The following is a 16104-nucleotide window of genomic DNA, read 5'->3' on the forward strand; positions in this document are numbered from 1 at the left end:
TCAGCCCTCCCGCTTTCCGAGCAGGCCGCGCGGCCTGAAGATCAGGATGAGCACCAGGAACAAATAGGGAAGGATAGGCGCCACCTGGGACAGCGTGAGCTTGATATAAGAGTTGTTCATGACGGCGCTGCTGAGCGGCAGCCCGATTTGTTGCGCCAGCGTGGCCAGCGAATAGTCAAAAGCCACGGCAAAGGTCTGAATGACGCCTATGAGTATGGAGGCCACAAACGCGCCCGAGAGCGAACCCATGCCGCCCACCACCACCACCACGAAGATGACGGAGCCTACGGTCGCGGCCATGGCTGGCTCGGTCAGGAAGGTGCTGCCGCCTATCACGCCGGCCAGTCCCGCCAGCGCCGAGCCGGCACCAAACACCAGCATGAAGACGCGCGGCACGTTGTGTCCCAGGGACTCAACGGCATCCGGATGGGTCAGCGCGGCCTGGATCACCAGGCCGATGCGTGTGCGGGTCAGGAGCAGCCAGACGGAAGCCAGCATGATCAAGGCCACCAACATCATGAAGCCGCGGGTAGCCGGGAATGGAGAGCAGACAATCCGTACTGCGGCATCGGCCGTGCTGCACAGTTCTGCAGGCGCGGCGCCCCAGACCACACGCAAGCCCTTGATCGAATCATTGATCAAGGTGAAAGCCGGCCCCTGGAGCAGCTCGGGGGGACGAAATTCCACCGCGATCCGGCCCCATACCAGTTGCACCAGCTCGACGATCACATAGGACAGCCCGAAGGTGATCAGCAATTCAGGCACATGGCCAAATTTGTGCACCTTGCGCAAGCACTGGCGCTCGAACAAGGCACCCAGTGTGCCAACCACCAGCGGCGCAATCAGCAGCGCCGGCCAGAAACCCACAAACTGGGCCACGGTGTAACCCACGTAAGCACCCAGCATGTAAAAGCTGGCGTGCGCAAAATTGAGTACGCCCATCATGCTGAAAATCAGCGTGAGCCCCGAACTCAGCATGAACAGCAGGAGCCCGTAGCTCAGCCCGTTCAGCATCGAGATGATAAAAAACTCCATTCCGCTTGACCTTCCTTCTCGATGAAATAAAAGAGCCCGATACGGTGCGACCCGCTCGGGCTCTGTTTCAGGCGTCCTGACTTATGGACGTTTCATCTGGCAGCTGGTGGGCGTGCTCGAGACGTAGTTGGGATATTCCTTGAGCGACGCCAGCGTCATGCCGGTGTTTTCAGGGCTGTAGGGGCTCTTGGCATCGGCCTTCTGCCAGACCGACATGTACAGCGGCTGCTGCAGCTGGTGGTCGGCCTTGCGCATTTCCACTTCACCGTTGAAGCTCTGGACCTTCAGGCCTTCCAGGGCCGCGGCTACCTTCACCGGGTCCGTGGATTTGGCCTTGGCCATCGCCGCGCCCAGCATTTCATAAATGCGGATGGTGGAGCCGGTGTAGAAGTCGTCGTTGTACTTGGCCTTGAACTCCTTCATCCATTTGTCCATCTGCCCACCCATGTTGTAGTGGTTGTAGGCAATCTGGTAGACGCGGCCTGCGCCATTTTGGCCAAGGGCCGTTGGCGTGCCGGTGACGCCAGCGTAATAAGTGAAGAACTTGCCGTTGTAGCCGTTTTCGTTGGCGGCCTTGATCAGCAGCGAGAGGTCCGAACCCCAGTTGCCGGTGATGACGGTGTCCGCGCCGGAAGCCTTGATCTTGGCAATGTAGGGGGCAAAGTCACGCGTCTGGGCCAGCGGGTGCAGGTCTTCACCGACGAACTGGATATCCGGACGCTTGCGGGACAGCGACTCCTTGCCGTACTTCACGACCTGGTGGCCGTGCGAGTAGTTCTGGTTCAGGAAGTAGACCTTCTTGATGTCCGGCTGCGTGGCGATGAAGCTGGCCATGGCTTCCATCTTCATGGAAGTATCGGCATCAAAGCGGAAGTGCCAGTAGCTGCACTTGCTGTTGGTCAGGTCCGGGTCCACGGCCGAGTCATTGAGGTACAGCACTTCCTTGCCGGGATTGCGTGCGTTGTGCTTCTCGATCGCATCAGCCAGGGCCAGCGCGACCGACGAGCCGTTGCCCTGGACGATGTAGCGGGCGCCCTGATCGATGGCCGCCTTCAGCGCGTTCAGGCTTTCTGCCGGGCTGAGCTTGTTGTCGATGGGTGTGATTTCAAATTTCACGCCGGCCGGGTTGCCTGCACCGCTGAATTTTTCGGCAAAAAACTGGTAACCCTTGATCTGACTGACGCCCACAGGCCCCAGGAGTCCGGTCAAGGGATCAATGCGGATCATTTTCACGGTTTCGCCCTTCTGGGCAAACGACACACTGGCGGCCATCATCATGGCTGACGCGGCAATCATCCTCAAGCGCAATTTCATCTATGTCTCCTAGTTAACTGACAAGGGGCAGAGTACAAGTTTTTGTGCACTGCAGCGTAAGGGATTGCCCGTAAACAATGCCCTTTCTATCGCCCATGTGACACGTGGATCACACAGGCGGAAGTCCAGCAAAATCAGGTCGAAGGCAGGGTGTAGTCCTTTAGCATTTCGCGCAGCTTTGTTTTGAGCATCTTGCCGGTGGCGCCCAACGGGATGGCGTCCACAAAAACCACGTCATCGGGGATCTGCCATTTTGCGGTCTTGCCTTCATAGAACTTGAGCAGTTCCTCACGCGTGACCTCGGCTCCCGGCTTTTTCACCACGGCAATGATGGGGCGCTCGTCCCACTTCGGATGTTTCACGCCAATACAGGCCGCCATGGCCACAGCCGGATGTGCCACCGCGATGTTTTCGATGTCGATGGAGCTGATCCATTCGCCTCCGGACTTGATCACGTCCTTGCTGCGGTCAGTGATCTGCATGTAGCCGTCGGCATCAATCGTGGCCACGTCGCCGGTCGGGAACCAGCCGTCGATCAGCGGGTTGCCGCCCTCCCCTTTGAAATACGCGCCAGCAATCCATGGGCCCTTGACGTGCAGGTCACCATAGGCCTTGCCGTCCCAGACCATCTCCTTGCCGTCTTCGTCGACGATCTTCATGTCCACGCCGAAGATGGCGCGTCCCTGCTTCAGCCGAATCTTCATCTGCTCGTCCTTGGACATGGACAGATGTTTGTTTTTCAGCGTGCACAAGGTTCCCAGGGGCGACATCTCCGTCATGCCCCAGGCGTGCAAGACCTCGACGCCGTAGTCTTCCTGGAAGGCATGAATCATGGCCGGCGGACAGGCCGAGCCGCCAATGACGGTGCGTTTGAGCGTGGAGAATTTCAGGCCAGCCGGCTTCATGTGGCCCAGCATCATTTGCCAGACGGTGGGCACGCCCGCGGCATAAGTCACTTTTTCGGCCTCGATCAATTCATACACCGATTTGCCATCCAGTCCCGGGCCCGGAAACACCAGCTTGGCTCCGGTCAGTGCGGCCGAGTACGGAATGCCCCAGGCATTGACGTGGAACATGGGCACCACGGGCAGGATGGAGTCGCGTGCGCTCAGGCACATCACATCGGGCAGCGCAGCGGCATACGCGTGCAGGATGGTCGAGCGGTGGCTGTACAGCGCGGCCTTGGGATTGCCGGTGGTGCCGCTGGTGTAACACATGCTGGAGGCCGAGTTTTCGTCGAAACTGGGCCACTGGTACTCCGTCGACTGCGGTGCAATCCAGGCTTCGTAGCTGGTCAGCCCCGGGATGCCGGTGTCGGCGGGCAGCTTGTCGGCATCACATAGCGCGACGTAATGTTTGATGGTGGTGCACTTGGCATGCACAGCCTGGATCAGCGGCAAAAAGGACATGTCGAAGCAGAGCACCTGGTCTTCAGCGTGATTGGCAATCCAGGCGATCAGGTCGGGGTGCAAGCGCGGATTCAGCGTATGCAACACGCGGCCCGAGCCGCTGACGCCGAAATACAACTCCAGATGGCGGTAGCCGTTCCAGGCCAGCGTGGCGACACGGTCGCCAAACTGGAGCTTCAGCGCATCCAGAGCGCCGGCCACCTGGCGCGCACGGCGTGCCACGTCTTTGTAGGTGTAGCGGTGGATATCACCCTCAACCCGTCGTGACACGATTTCCGCGTCGCCGTGGTGACGATCCGCGAACTCGATCAGGGATGAGATCAGCAGCGGTTGGTTTTGCATTAAACCCAGCATGGGAACTCCTTGAGGCATTGGTTTCAAATCCGTGATCGTAGTGCTTTGCCGGCGTCTAAGGGAAAGCCCGAAGGTCTCGACTCATGTGCTTAATTTCTCGCCGGGGTCGCTGGTGGTGATCTCGACGAAGCTTTGTTGTTGACGCCATTTCCGCGTGACGCCCGCTTCAGGCCAGTGCGGCCATGATGCCGAGCAAACCCATCAGAAATGACCTAGCTTTTGAATTCATCTTGTCTCGTGTTGAGGGTAAGTATCAACTTGCACACCTCTGTCAAATCACGTCCAATCGCCCGCAGGTGCCGCCTGTCCGTGATGTGAAAATTCTAAGGAACGTGCGGTGTTTGATCGCTATCCGAACACGACCGAAGTAATGACTTTGGCTTGCCATTTTTGATATGAACCGTACGAGCTCCTCCACCTGGGTCAAAGGTGTGGCCGACATGTTTGCCTCGCAAGGCATAGATGTGCCGAAGTTGTTCAGAACCGCCAAGCTGGACATTCAACTGCTGGATAAACCCGAGGCGCGTTTTGACGTTGAAAAAATTTCCGAACTGTGGGAGCTGGCTGTGGCCTGGTCGGGCAATCCGGCTCTGGGCATGAACCCCGAGCTGACGTCCCGGTACGTGAACTTTGATATCGTGGGCCACGCGATGTTGTCCAGTCCCGATCTGCGTTGCGGCCTGGACAACCTTTCGCGTTATATGGCGCTGATTTCAGACTGCACGACCTTCGAGTTGCAGTCCGAGGGCCAAAACAGCTGGCTGGTCCTAGGCCACATTGGCAACACACGGCGCCTGCCCCGGCAGCGGCAGGAGTACAGCCTGCTGACCTTGCTGAGTTTGTGCAGTTGGGTGACGCGTCGCGACATACGGGTGCTGGGCGCGGAGTTCATCTTCCCCGAGCCCATCAACCTTGAGTCTTATCGCCAGGCGTTTGACTGCCCCTTGAAATTCGACCAGGCGGCCTCCCGTTTCCTGTTGGCGGCCGAAGACCTGGATGCGCCCATCCCCTCGCGCAATCGTTTGATGTTCGAGTTGCATGAACGTGTGATCGAGGAAAGGCTGAGCAGCCTGGGCAACACCCGCACCAGCTACCGGGTCAGCGAGGAAATCATGCGCAAGCTGCACCAGGGTGAGCCACGCCGTGAGGACATCGCCAGTGACCTGGCCCTGACGGACCGCACCTTGCAGCGGCGGCTGCAGGCCGAAAACACCTCCTTCCAGCAATTGCTGGACGAGGCTAGGCGCGAGTTGGCTCGCAAATACCTGACGGAGGACCGCCATTCGCTGGGCCAGGTGGCCGACAAGCTGGGTTTTGTCGACCAGAGCAACTTCTTTCGCGCCTGCAAACGCTGGTTCGGTCTGCCGCCGGGGCAGTACCGCCAGCGGCTGGGGATGGGGCGACCCTCGGCGGCTTAACCCCACCGGCACGAGCCTACAGTCGCCATAGGACAATGGCGGCATGAACTCTGTCATCGCTGAACCGCTGGCCACGCCATCCAACCTTACGTGGGCCAACAGTTTTGCCCGGCTGGGCCCGGACTTTTACACCGAACTCCAGCCCAGTCCCCTGCCCTCGCCGTATTGGGTCAGCCGCAACGGCGCGCTGGCGCGTGAACTGGGCATGGACCCCGCCTGGTTCGAATCGCAGGCAGCGCTGGAGTTGTTCACCGGCAACCGTGTGGCCACCGGCTCGCAGCCGCTGGCCAGCGTCTACAGCGGTCACCAATTTGGCCAATGGGCCGGACAATTGGGCGACGGCCGCGCCATCCTGCTCGGCGAGATTGAAACTGCGAACGGGCCGCTGGAAATCCAGCTCAAGGGCGCGGGTGCCACGCCTTACTCACGCATGGGCGACGGCCGAGCGGTGTTACGCAGCTCGATTCGCGAGTACCTGTGTTCAGAGGCCATGCACGGCCTGGGCATACCAACGACGCGTGCGCTGTGTGTGACGGGTTCCGACGCCAAGGTGCGGCGCGAAGAGATTGAAACCGCCGCCGTGGTCACCCGGACCTCACCGAGTTTTATCCGTTTTGGTCACTTCGAACATTTCAGCTACAGCGACCAGCACAAGCAACTCAAGGTACTGGCCGACTACGTGATCGATCGCTTTTACCCGGCCTGCCGCGACACCACCCAGCCTTATGCCAGCTTGTTGCAAGCCGTGAGCGAGCGCACGGCCCACCTGATGGCCGCCTGGCAGGCGGTCGGGTTTTGCCATGGTGTGATGAACACCGACAACATGAGCATCCTGGGCCTGACCGTGGACTACGGCCCTTTCCAGTTTCTCGATGCTTTTGACCCTGGGCATATCTGCAATCACTCGGACACCCAGGGCCGTTATGCCTACAACAAGCAGCCCAACATCGCGTACTGGAATTTATTCTGCCTGGGTCAGGCACTGCTGCCTTTGATGGATACACAAGACCAGGCGCTGGCCGCGCTGGAGTCCTACAAAACCGTGTTTCCCCAAGCCCTGGAAGGCCGCATGCGCGCCAAGCTGGGCCTGCCGGATGCCAGGCCCGAGGACAAAACGCTGATTGAAAACACCTTCAAGCTGTTGGCGGCTGACAAAGTGGATTACTCGATTTTCTGGCGCCGTTTGAATCACTTCAACAGCCCGCAGGGACAGGAGGCTGTGCGCGACTTGTTCCTGGATAGACCGGCTTTTGACGCCTGGTCGCTACAATATTCGGAGCGTATTGCGCCCGTGGATATTGGGCTAAAGGCCGATTTGATGCTCAAAAACAATCCCAAATACGTGTTGCGCAACCATTTGGGCGAACAAGCCATACGCGCCGCGAAACTAAACGACTTTTCAGAGGTCGACACCTTGCTGGCGGTGTTGCAGGCCCCATTTGATGAACATCCGGACCAAGACAACCTAGCAGGCTTTCCGCCCGACTGGGCTGCCTCCATTGAAATCAGCTGCAGTTCGTAAGCAAGGTTAAACAAAATCTCAAAAGGTAGAACGATGACCGCCAAAATCCAGAAGACCGACGCCGAATGGAAGGCCCTGCTGGCCGAAAAAGGTGCGGAGCCCGGCGCTTTCCAGGTGACCCGCCAGGCAGCGACTGAACGCGCTTTCACCGGCAAATACGACAAAAATTTTGCCGATGGCACCTACCGCTGCATCTGTTGCGATGCCGAGCTTTTTGACGCCAGCAGCAAGTTTGATGCAGGCTGCGGCTGGCCCAGCTTTTCGCAGGAAATCCGTGAAGGCGCGATTGAAGAACACGTCGATCGTGCTTATGGCATGACACGCACCGAAACCGTTTGTGGCAATTGCGGCGCGCACCTGGGCCATGTCTTCCCCGACGGCCCGACGCCGACCGGACTGCGTTATTGCATGAATTCGGCTTCGCTGGATTTCAAGAATAAATAGCCCCCACGGTCGCTCGCTGTGCGTAGCTCCCTGCCCCACTAGGGGGCCGCTGCGCCTGCGGTCTGGCGAAGCCAGTCCCGCGGCCCCTGCTGGCAGTTCGGGGCCACAAGGTCAAGCCTGTTCTTTTATTCTTTTTTGCACCTGATAATCACCGCATGAAAATTCTCTTTGACTTTTTACCCATCGCACTTTTCTTCGGCATGTTCAAGTACGCCGAAGGCCACAAGGACTGGGCGGCCGGCACGGCCACCGACTGGCTGGGCTTCATGGTCTCCGGTGGCATCGTCGGACCGGCGGAAGCACCGGTGCTGCTCGCCACCGTGGTGGTCATCGTCGCCACGTTTGCACAAATCCTGTGGCTCAAGGCCAGGGGTAAAAAGGTCGACACCATGTTGTGGGTCAGTCTGGCCCTGGTCACGGCACTGGGCGGCGCGACGATTTATTTCCACAGCGAAAGCTTCATCAAGTGGAAACCCACGGTGCTTTACTGGGTCATGGGCGGCGCCTTGGCGATTGGGCAGCTGGTGTTCAAGAAAAACGGCATCCAGTCCCTGATGGGCGCGCAAATGAACTTGCCCGATACGATCTGGCGCAAAGTCAACTACAGCTGGATGGGCTTTTTCGCGGTCATGGGTTTTGTGAACATCTGGGTGGCGTATAACTTCTCGACCTCCGACTGGGTGAACTTCAAGCTCTTCGGCGGTTTGGGCCTGATGCTGGTGTTTGTGCTGGCGCAGGCGGTTTTCCTGAACAAACATATCAAGACCTGAGCTTTCATGCCCTCTGCTACCGCTCCCCTGCCTGTCCACACCGCCCGGATCGAGGAACAATTGCGCGCCCGGCTGAGCCCCACGCACCTAGAGGTGATTGACGAAAGCGCGGCCCATGCCGGCCATGCTGGCGCCAATGCGCAAGGTTTTGGCAGCCACTTCCGTGTGCGAATTGCCAGCCCGGCCTTTGCCGGCAAGAGTCGCGTGGCACGCCACCGGCTTGTGTATGATGCACTGCAAAATTTCATTGATGAGGGCCTGCACGCGCTGGCCATTGAAATCATCGAAATCCCCTGATTTTTCACGGCCTGGCTCCTGGGCTGTTGATCAACCACCCTTCGACTTACCCAAGGAAACTCATGAAGAAAAACTTGTTACTGGTTAGCGCCCTCACCGGCCTGATGGCTCTGGGCACCGCGGGTGCCTTCGCCCAGAACGTGGCCATCGTCAATGGCAAAGCCGTGCCCAAGGCCCGTATTGATGCGCTGGCGCTGCAGCTGTCGCGTTCCGGCCGTCCGGTCACGCCAGAGATGGAAGGGCAAATCAAGGAAGAAGTGATTGCCCGCGAAGTGTTCATGCAGGAAGCCGAAAAACTGGGCCTGTCGGCCACCGACGACTTCAAAACCCAGATGGAACTGGCACGCCAGGCGATTCTGATTCGCGAGTTGTTCGCCGACTACCAGAAGAAAAATCCGGTGACTGATGCGGATCTGAAAGCCGAATACGACAAGTTTGTTGCAGCCAACGGCGGCAAGGAATTCAAGGCACGCCATATCCTGGTGGAAAAAGAAGCCGAAGCCAAAGCCATCATTGCCAGCCTGAAAAAGGGCGGCAAGTTTGAAGAAATCGCCAAAAAATCCTCCAAAGACCCTGGCTCTGGCGCCAAAGGCGGCGACCTGGACTGGGCCAACCCGAGCAGCTACGTGCCCGAGTTTGCTGAAGCCATGAGCAAGATGAGCAAGGGCCAGTTGACGGACGTGCCGGTGAAAACCCAGTTCGGTTACCACATCATCCGTGTCGACGACATCCGCACTGCGCAATTGCCACCGTTTGAAGAACTCAAGCCGCAGATCGCACAACAGATGCAGCAACAAAAGCTGGGCGCTTACCAGCAAGGCCTGCGCGACAAAGCCAAGGTGGAGTAACACGCCTGGCGGAGTCTTCTCCGCTTAGCCTTTAAAAAACGCGGCCCTGGCCGCGTTTTTTTTATGCCGTCAACCATGACAGTTCCCGATTGACGCGCACGGCGAGGCTCGCTCCAATGCTGGCATGCCAACCAAAAATCAGGACAACACCATGCGCGCTGCTGCTCAAAGCCGGACAAACACGGGATCATGGATGCCCACGCTCACGCGCTTGACCGGGACGGTGGTGCTGTCAGGGTTAATGGCCGCCTGTGCGTCCGCGCCACCGGCCCCTGTCGCTGAACTGGCACCTTCGGGCAAGCTGCGCGCCGCCATCAACTTCGGCAACCCCATCCTGGCGGTCAAAGACCCGGTGACTGGCGAGCCGCGCGGCGTGTCGGTCGATCTGGCGCGTGAACTGGGCAAACGCCTGGGCGTGCCGGTCGAACTGGTCACCTTCCCCGCCGCTGGCAAGGTCGTGGAAGCGGTGACCGCGGCCCAGGTGGACATCGGCTTTGTGGCCATCGACCCCGTGCGCGGCGCCGGCATGTTGCAGACACCGCCTTATCTCGTTATCGAAGGCGCTTACCTGGTGCGCAACGAGTCGCCGATCAAAAGCAATGCCGAAGTGGATCGCGCCGGTAACCGCATCGTGGTGGGCAATGGCAGCGCCTACGATCTCTACCTCACGCGCGAAATCAAGCATGCAAGCCTGGCGAAAGCCCCGACCTCGCCCGCCGTGACCGACCTGTTTTTGACCCAGAAGCTGGAAGTGGCGGCCGGCGTCAAGCAGCAGTTGCAGGCGGACGCCCAGCGCCTGCCTGGCCTGCGTTTGCTCGACGGGCGTTTCATGGTGATCCAGCAGGCCATGGGCCTGCCCAAGGGACGCGACGCCGGAGCCCGTTACCTGACGGCCTTCGTCGAGGAAATGAAAGCCTCGGGTTTTGTGGCTGCTGCCCTGGCGCGCCACAAGATCGAAGGCGCCATGGTTGCGCCTCTGCAGCCCTGAGTCAGCCCTGAAGCGCTGGCCGGGAGCAAGGCCCTAGTCGATGGCAATTTTGCGCTCGCGAATCAGCTGGCTCCACTTGACCGTGTCGGCCGCCACCATCAGTCCCATCTGCTCCGGCGTGCTGCCCGTGGGTGTGGCACCCAGGGTGGCCAAACGTTTTTGCATCTCGGGGTCTTGCAACGCCTGGTTGAAGGCGGTGTTGACCTTGGCGATCAGGTCGGACGGTGTGGCCCTGGGCGCATAAACACCAAACCAGTTGCTGACATCAAAACCTTTCAGGCCCTGTTCATCGAGTGTCGGGACGTCGGGCAGGAAAGGCAGGCGCTGCGAACTGGTCACGCCCAACACGCGCAGCTTGCCATCCTTGATGTTGGCCTGCGCGGTGACGTAATTGTCCATCAGCATGTGCACCTGGCCCGACATCATGTCGGTGAACACCAGGCCCGTGCCCCGGTAGGGAATGTGGGTGATAAAGACCCCAGCCTGGACCTTGAACAGTTCGCCGCTGAGGTGGCTGTTTGTGCCGTTGCCGCTGGAGCCGTAGTTGAGCTGGCCGGGTTTGGCCTTGGCCAGGGCAATAAACTGAGCCAGGTTTTTCACGGGCAAACTGGCGGGCACCACCAGCACGCTGCTGGTCTTGGCCACATACACCACGGGCGCAAAGTCACGCTCAACGTTGTAGGGAATTTTCGAACTGATGAGCGGGCCGATCGAGTGGGTGCTGCCGGTGGCAATCAGCAAGGTGTAGCCATCGGGCGCGGACTTGGCGACTTGGTCGGAACCTATGGTGCCGCCAGCGCCGGGACGGTTGTCGATGACAATTTGCTGGCCCAGTTTTTCGGCAGCTTTCTGGCTGATGGTGCGCGCCAAAATGTCGGTGGCGCCGCCGGCCGGAAAGGGCACGACCAAACGCACGGGCTTGGCCGGGTAAGTCTGCGCCCCGGCCCAGCCGCACACCAGTGCGCCACCCAGACCCAAAAGCAAATTCAGCAAATGTCGCTTCATCCGTGACCACCCGTCTGCAAGTTAGTTGCAGGTGGCATGCTAACTCACCCTGCAGCCTTTAGGCCTGGGGGCTATCCCCAAGCTGGCTTCCTGATGAGCGCGCCATCAACGTTCGAGGATGCGGCTCATGGCACGCAACTCAACCCCGGCTTCGACGAGCCATTGACCAAACGTTGAACTGCCAAGAACCTCAAACTCCATTTTTCGGGCGGCATGAATGGGATCGGTGCGTTGAAGCTGTGTGCTGGGGTGGCACATCAACAAATCGCCCTCTTCACCAAGAGCCAGGCAGGCCCGCAACATCGCCCGGTAGCGGTCCGGAGTGGCTTGAAAATCGTAGACGCCCAGAAGATGCCGATTTTGCAGGTAGTGGCCGCGGGTTGCCGCCAAGGCCATGCCCGAAGCGCCCAAAAGCGCAATGACTCTGGACTTGGCGAGTCCGCGCCAGCCGCCATGCAGGCCTGGCCTCAGATGGCTTGACGCTTGGGTCGACCGGATCCAGGGCTTGAAAGAGCCATACCGACAAGCCAACTCCTCAAGCAACTCGTCCCGCACGCCCGGAAATTGGTGCACATGCTGGTGTCCATCCACAAAAGCCGGCGGTCGTCCCATGGCGCTTTCGAAGGCCTCCAGTTGGGCCCGTATTTCCGCGCGAACCATGTCGCGGTCCAATCGCCCCAGATAGCTCTCCCAAATCCAGTGCGCTACGGTCCGTCGCGTTTGGCGCTGCAAGGGATATTCCGTCAGGTCCAGATGCAGCCCCAGGTCCACCGCACCGGCATCCATGCGCTGGGCCGCCGAGTGTCCGGCTTTCCATGCCGGCGCGCCGACCATGCAAGCAATGGCGTGCACCCGCTCCCTCTCCGCGAGCTGCAACGCCGCCGTATTGATACCTTCATGCAAGCCGAAGTCATCGACACATAAACAAAGGGAGCAAAGGGAGCAAAGGGATTGCGGGCGGCTATGCTCTGAGCCATCGTGACAAAAAAACTCATCCATTTCGCGCGTACGCTGCGCCCCGCCATCGGACGGTCGAAGCGGATCCTGTGGTTCATTGCCGTTGGTTGCAGCGCGGCTGCCGTGCACTGGTGCATCGTGGTGTTTCTGGTGAGCCAGTGGCAATGGCAACCTCTCAGGGCGAATGTGCTGGGGTGGCTGGTGGCTCTTGGGGTCTCGTTCACCGGGCACCACCGCCTGACCTTCGGGGACTTGAACGCCGCCTTCCTGCCCGCGGCGGGTCGTTTTATCCTGGTCTCGGCCTTGGGCTTCAGCATCAATGAAGCGAGCTACGCCTTGTTGTTGCAATGGGGTGTCCAACGTTATGACCTGGCGCTCGCGGTTGTTCTGGTGGGCGTGGCGATTGCTACTTATCTGCTGAGCCGGCATTGGGCTTTCCTTCGCAGTGAAGCGCGTTGAATATTTTTGGGTCGGTCCTGTCGACTTTCCACAAGGTTGCGTCCTTGTCGCTGAATATTTCCTGAGCCACGCCAATAAACGGATATTGGGCGCTTTGGGCGGGGGAGCCGATCACCCAACTGACGGACGATTGACAAAGGGCCACCGGCAACTGCGTTGACTCCATCAAGCTGGCGTGCGCTTTGGACGGTGCGAAGCGCCCTGCATCGGAAAACTCCTTACGCCAGTTGTCATCGATAGAAGTTGCCGCACTCTGCCAGTTATCCACCACCACCACTGGTTCGCGCAGCCTGGCATAAAACGGCAAGTCGTAGTCATAGTGGTTCAGCATGAATACCGGTTCGCTCGGGGTGTGCTGACTTCTGAGGACGGTGGCCAGTTCCCGTGTGCTCTTGGTCGGGTGGGTTGAGAGCCAGGTAACGGCTCCGAGGCTTAAAACAGCGGCGAGACCCGCACTCAAGAACCACCACGGCCGCAACCGTGGCGATGCAGTGAGTGCAAGCGTGAAGCTGTCGCCCAGAAGAAAAGCCAGAGGCGGGACAGCCGGCAGGATGTAGCCCAGTAACTTGGACTTTGGAATAGAGAAAAAAACCACGATCACCAGAAGCCAGATCCACATGAGTACGCGAACCGGATCCGGCCTGGATGCGGCCAGATATTTCGGCGTGAACATCCGGTAAATCCACGGGAGCCAGAGCAGATGGAAGAACAGCAGGACTGCGGGGTAAAACCACCAGGCTTGCACATTGTTGAACCCACTCCCGGCGAAACGCTGGAAGTGCTGGACAACAAAAAAATAGCTCAAAAAATCGGCGAACTTCCATTGCATGGCGGCGAACCAGGGCGCCGTCACCATCATGAAAAGAAGCAAACCCGGGAACCAGATCAAAGGCCGGAGCATGCGCCAGCGCTTTGTCGCCAGCAGCCAGACCAGAATGGTCATCGCCGGGAGCGCGCCGCCAATCAGGCCTTTGGCCAGAATACCCATCCCTGCCATGGCATAGGCACAGGCCAGTGCCCAGCGGTAAGGCAAATTATTTTCTTTCAGCAGGATGGCGTGAGCGGCCAGGAGAATAGTCGCCGTGATGCAGCCTGCGACCAGCATATCCAGATTGGCGAACTGGCCACCGATGAGGAACAGCGGTTGCACCAGCAGGACCAGCGCCGCCATCCGCGCCGTACGCACGCTGCGCCAGCGGCAGACGAACGCATACAAGGACATCGCCCCCAGCCAAGCACCCAAAATGGGTGCTGCGCGGGCCGCGACTTCGTTGGCTCCAAACAAAGAAAGCGAACTGGCTGTGACCCAGTAAAACAGCGGTGGTTTGTGGAAAAAAGGCAAACCATTCAAGGTGGGTGTGAGCCAATCGCCGGAACGAAGCATTTCCCAGGCAACACCGACGTAGCGCCCCTCATCCGGCAGCATCAACGGCCGCGCCCAAGCACTTGCCGCAAGCCAGATGAGGATGGCGGCAGCGGTTAAAAACAGTTCGCGCCGGGATGGCTGTGCGGGATGTATCACCCGTGGGGGACTTTCAGCCCGCGACCGGCTTGACTCCGGATGACAAACAAAGGCCTGGCCTTGACCTCTTCGAAAATGCGGCCCACGTATTCACCCACAATTCCCAGCGAGACCAGCTGAATCCCGACAAACAACATCAGGCTGACCACAATCGTGGTCCATCCGCTGACGTCATGCCCGTAAAGCAGATAACTGGCCGTCAGGTAGCCGCCGTACAGGAAAGCCGCCATGGCCATGACGACACCCATGGCACTGACCACGCGCAAAGGCCAGTCTGTGAAGGCGGTCAAGCCACTGATGGACAGGCGAAGCAGGTGCGCGGCACTGAAGGTGCTGCTGCCGTTGACCCGGGCAGCCGGGACATAGGGCACGGCGATGGCCTGAAAACCTACCCAGGCGTACAGGCCTTTCATAAAGCGGTTGCGCTCCGGCAAGGCCAGGATCGCATCGACCACCTGTCTGTCCATGAGCCGAAAGTCCCCGGCACCGGCCGGCACTTCGAACCGGCCACCGGCGTTTACCAGTGCGAAGAATCCGCGCGCGCCCAGGCGCTTGAAAAGGCTCTCATCGTCCCGGTTTTCCCGCAAGGCGTAGGCAACATCTGCGCCGTCCTGCCAATGGGCCACAAATTCCTGGATCAGCGCCGGCGGATGCTGCAGGTCCGCATCCATCATGACAACCGCTTCGCCCGCGGCCGCTTCCAGGCCCGCTGTCAGGGCGGCTTCCTTGCCGAAGTTGCGTGACAGTTGTATGCCGCGAAAGCCCGGGCGTTTGGTCCATTCCCTGAACACCTTGATGGTGTCGTCCGTGCTCCCGTCGTCCACCAGAATGATTTCCCATGCGCGTGTGCAGGTATCCAGAACCTCACTCAACAGGGGCAGCAGCAGCGCCAGATTTTGTGCCTCGTTGTGGCAGGGGATGACGCAGGAGAGGCTTGGCAGCGAAGCGCGTCTCGCCGGACCGGCCTGATCCAGCTTGTGCGTGGCCAGCCGCGCGCGCGCAAACGGCCTGACGCGGTCTCGCGCAGGCGCTCTTTCATCAAAGGACTTTAAAACGGTTTGTTGGCGCATGAGGGGTGTCCGCAGGTTGCTTGGCTGGCTTGAGTGTGGCGAACTACTATTAAGTGATCCTTAAGGCCGTTTCAAAATGTATCTGCCAGGTCTTCATGGGCGCCCATTCACGGTCACGACATGGTTCAGCGCGGTTGTTTTGATGGTTCTGGTTCGTCATACGGAACTGGTGCGCCCCCTGAGCGCCAAGTGAGCGAGAGCGGATATCCCGAGACTCAGGGATGCATGCGGACGCTGGAACCAGCCAGAGTTGTCCCCGCTTCATGTGCATAACTTTGTTGATGAAGCACGGGAAAAGTCTGCCAAGCCAGACGGGGCGAGGCCTGCACTAGGGTGCCCGCGTTTTAAGCGACGGACGTGTTAACGGGGTGTCAGGGCATTTAATGAGAGAAAAATGCCCTGAATACCCTTCTCACCACAGGTATTGCAAGCCGACCTGGGCCTGGCCTGCCCGCCGCTTGGCACCGCCTAGATTCGCCAGGCGGGACAAACCTCCCTACATGGTCAGTTTGGTGTTGATTTGCGCCGCTGTCAGCGCGTTTCCACGGGTGCTACCGGTGAGACCTTGCACGGAACGGGTATCAACATTCAGCCGTGTCGCCATGAGCACCACATCGCTGTAGGCGCCGTTGGCGCCTACATGGTTCCAGTAAGCCCCCAGGCTATAAGCATCAATACCCGACTGGCCCGCG

At 59.5% G+C, this 16104-nt stretch carries 16 protein-coding genes; 8 read left to right on the top strand and 8 right to left on the bottom strand.

The window, feature by feature from the left end; genetic code table 11:
* From R6254_RS18080 to R6254_RS18090, 3 genes are all read right to left on the bottom strand, one after another.
* Complete coding sequence (locus R6254_RS18080; RefSeq protein WP_318408891.1) at nt 1-1035, bottom strand: branched-chain amino acid ABC transporter permease; 1035 nt, start codon at nt 1033-1035, stop codon at nt 1-3.
* Nucleotides 1036-1116: 81 nt separating this feature from the next.
* The gene (locus tag R6254_RS18085; protein ID WP_318408893.1) at nt 1117-2349 is read right to left on the bottom strand and encodes a branched-chain amino acid ABC transporter substrate-binding protein; all 1233 of its coding nucleotides are present in this window, start codon (nt 2347-2349) and stop codon (nt 1117-1119) included.
* A gap of 134 nt (nt 2350-2483) precedes the next feature.
* Nucleotides 2484-4112, bottom strand: a complete 1629-nt coding sequence (locus tag R6254_RS18090; protein WP_318408894.1) for a 3-(methylthio)propionyl-CoA ligase — start codon at nt 4110-4112, stop codon at nt 2484-2486.
* Nucleotides 4113-4507: 395 nt separating this feature from the next.
* Here R6254_RS18090 and R6254_RS18095 point away from each other — a divergent pair, with 395 nt between their 5' ends.
* The 7 genes from R6254_RS18095 (at nt 4508) to R6254_RS18125 (ending at nt 10399) form a co-directional block, all read left to right on the top strand.
* Nucleotides 4508-5530 (top strand): AraC family transcriptional regulator, encoded by a 1023-nt coding sequence (locus R6254_RS18095; protein ID WP_318408896.1) that lies wholly within the window; start codon nt 4508-4510, stop codon nt 5528-5530.
* Between the two features lie 43 nt (nt 5531-5573).
* Complete coding sequence (locus R6254_RS18100; RefSeq protein WP_318408897.1) at nt 5574-7052, top strand: protein adenylyltransferase SelO; 1479 nt, start codon at nt 5574-5576, stop codon at nt 7050-7052.
* A 33-nt stretch (nt 7053-7085) separates the two neighbouring features.
* Nucleotides 7086-7496, top strand: a complete 411-nt coding sequence (gene msrB, locus R6254_RS18105) for a peptide-methionine (R)-S-oxide reductase MsrB (RefSeq protein ID WP_318408898.1) — start codon at nt 7086-7088, stop codon at nt 7494-7496.
* A gap of 155 nt (nt 7497-7651) precedes the next feature.
* Nucleotides 7652-8266 carry a septation protein A gene (locus R6254_RS18110; RefSeq protein WP_318408900.1) on the top strand — a complete coding sequence of 205 codons (615 nt, stop codon included), beginning with the start codon at nt 7652-7654 and terminating at the stop codon, nt 8264-8266.
* Between the two features lie 6 nt (nt 8267-8272).
* Complete coding sequence (locus tag R6254_RS18115; RefSeq protein WP_318408902.1) at nt 8273-8563, top strand: BolA family protein; 291 nt, start codon at nt 8273-8275, stop codon at nt 8561-8563.
* Nucleotides 8564-8625: 62 nt separating this feature from the next.
* Entirely contained in the window at nt 8626-9411 is a 786-nt protein-coding gene (locus R6254_RS18120) for a peptidylprolyl isomerase (RefSeq protein WP_412103186.1), read from the top strand.
* A gap of 241 nt (nt 9412-9652) precedes the next feature.
* On the top strand, nt 9653-10399 hold the full coding sequence (locus tag R6254_RS18125; protein WP_318408922.1) for an ABC transporter substrate-binding protein: 747 nt from the start codon (nt 9653-9655) through the stop codon (nt 10397-10399).
* 33 nt (nt 10400-10432) lie between these two features.
* Here R6254_RS18125 and R6254_RS18130 read toward each other — a convergent pair whose 3' ends face one another.
* Together R6254_RS18130 and R6254_RS18135 are read right to left on the bottom strand one after the other, a co-directional pair.
* The gene (locus tag R6254_RS18130) at nt 10433-11404 is read right to left on the bottom strand and encodes a Bug family tripartite tricarboxylate transporter substrate binding protein (protein ID WP_412103187.1); all 972 of its coding nucleotides are present in this window, start codon (nt 11402-11404) and stop codon (nt 10433-10435) included.
* A 105-nt stretch (nt 11405-11509) separates the two neighbouring features.
* Nucleotides 11510-12403 (bottom strand): ChbG/HpnK family deacetylase, encoded by an 894-nt coding sequence (locus R6254_RS18135; protein WP_318408905.1) that lies wholly within the window; start codon nt 12401-12403, stop codon nt 11510-11512.
* Here R6254_RS18135 and R6254_RS18140 point away from each other — a divergent pair.
* Nucleotides 12383-12820, top strand: coding sequence for a GtrA family protein (locus tag R6254_RS18140; RefSeq protein WP_318408907.1), 438 nt, complete (start codon nt 12383-12385; stop codon nt 12818-12820). The genes R6254_RS18135 and R6254_RS18140 overlap by 21 nt on opposite strands.
* Here the strand turns inward: R6254_RS18140 and R6254_RS18145 are convergent.
* The 3 genes from R6254_RS18145 to R6254_RS18155 all read right to left on the bottom strand — a co-directional run.
* Nucleotides 12768-14342 carry an ArnT family glycosyltransferase gene (locus R6254_RS18145; protein ID WP_318408908.1) on the bottom strand — a complete coding sequence of 525 codons (1575 nt, stop codon included), beginning with the start codon at nt 14340-14342 and terminating at the stop codon, nt 12768-12770. The genes R6254_RS18140 and R6254_RS18145 overlap by 53 nt on opposite strands.
* Nucleotides 14339-15412: a glycosyltransferase family 2 protein gene (locus R6254_RS18150; RefSeq protein ID WP_318408909.1), complete on the bottom strand. Its 1074-nt coding sequence runs from the start codon at nt 15410-15412 to the stop codon at nt 14339-14341. The genes R6254_RS18145 and R6254_RS18150 overlap by 4 nt, the downstream gene beginning before the upstream one ends.
* Nucleotides 15413-15908: 496 nt before the next feature.
* The coding region (locus R6254_RS18155; protein ID WP_318408911.1) for an autotransporter domain-containing protein at nt 15909-16104 on the bottom strand (196 nt) is incomplete at its 5' end.

Origin of the sequence: Polaromonas potterensis, from assembly GCF_033446725.1 — a bacterium.
Taxonomy (GTDB): Bacteria; Pseudomonadota; Gammaproteobacteria; order Burkholderiales; family Burkholderiaceae_C; genus Polaromonas.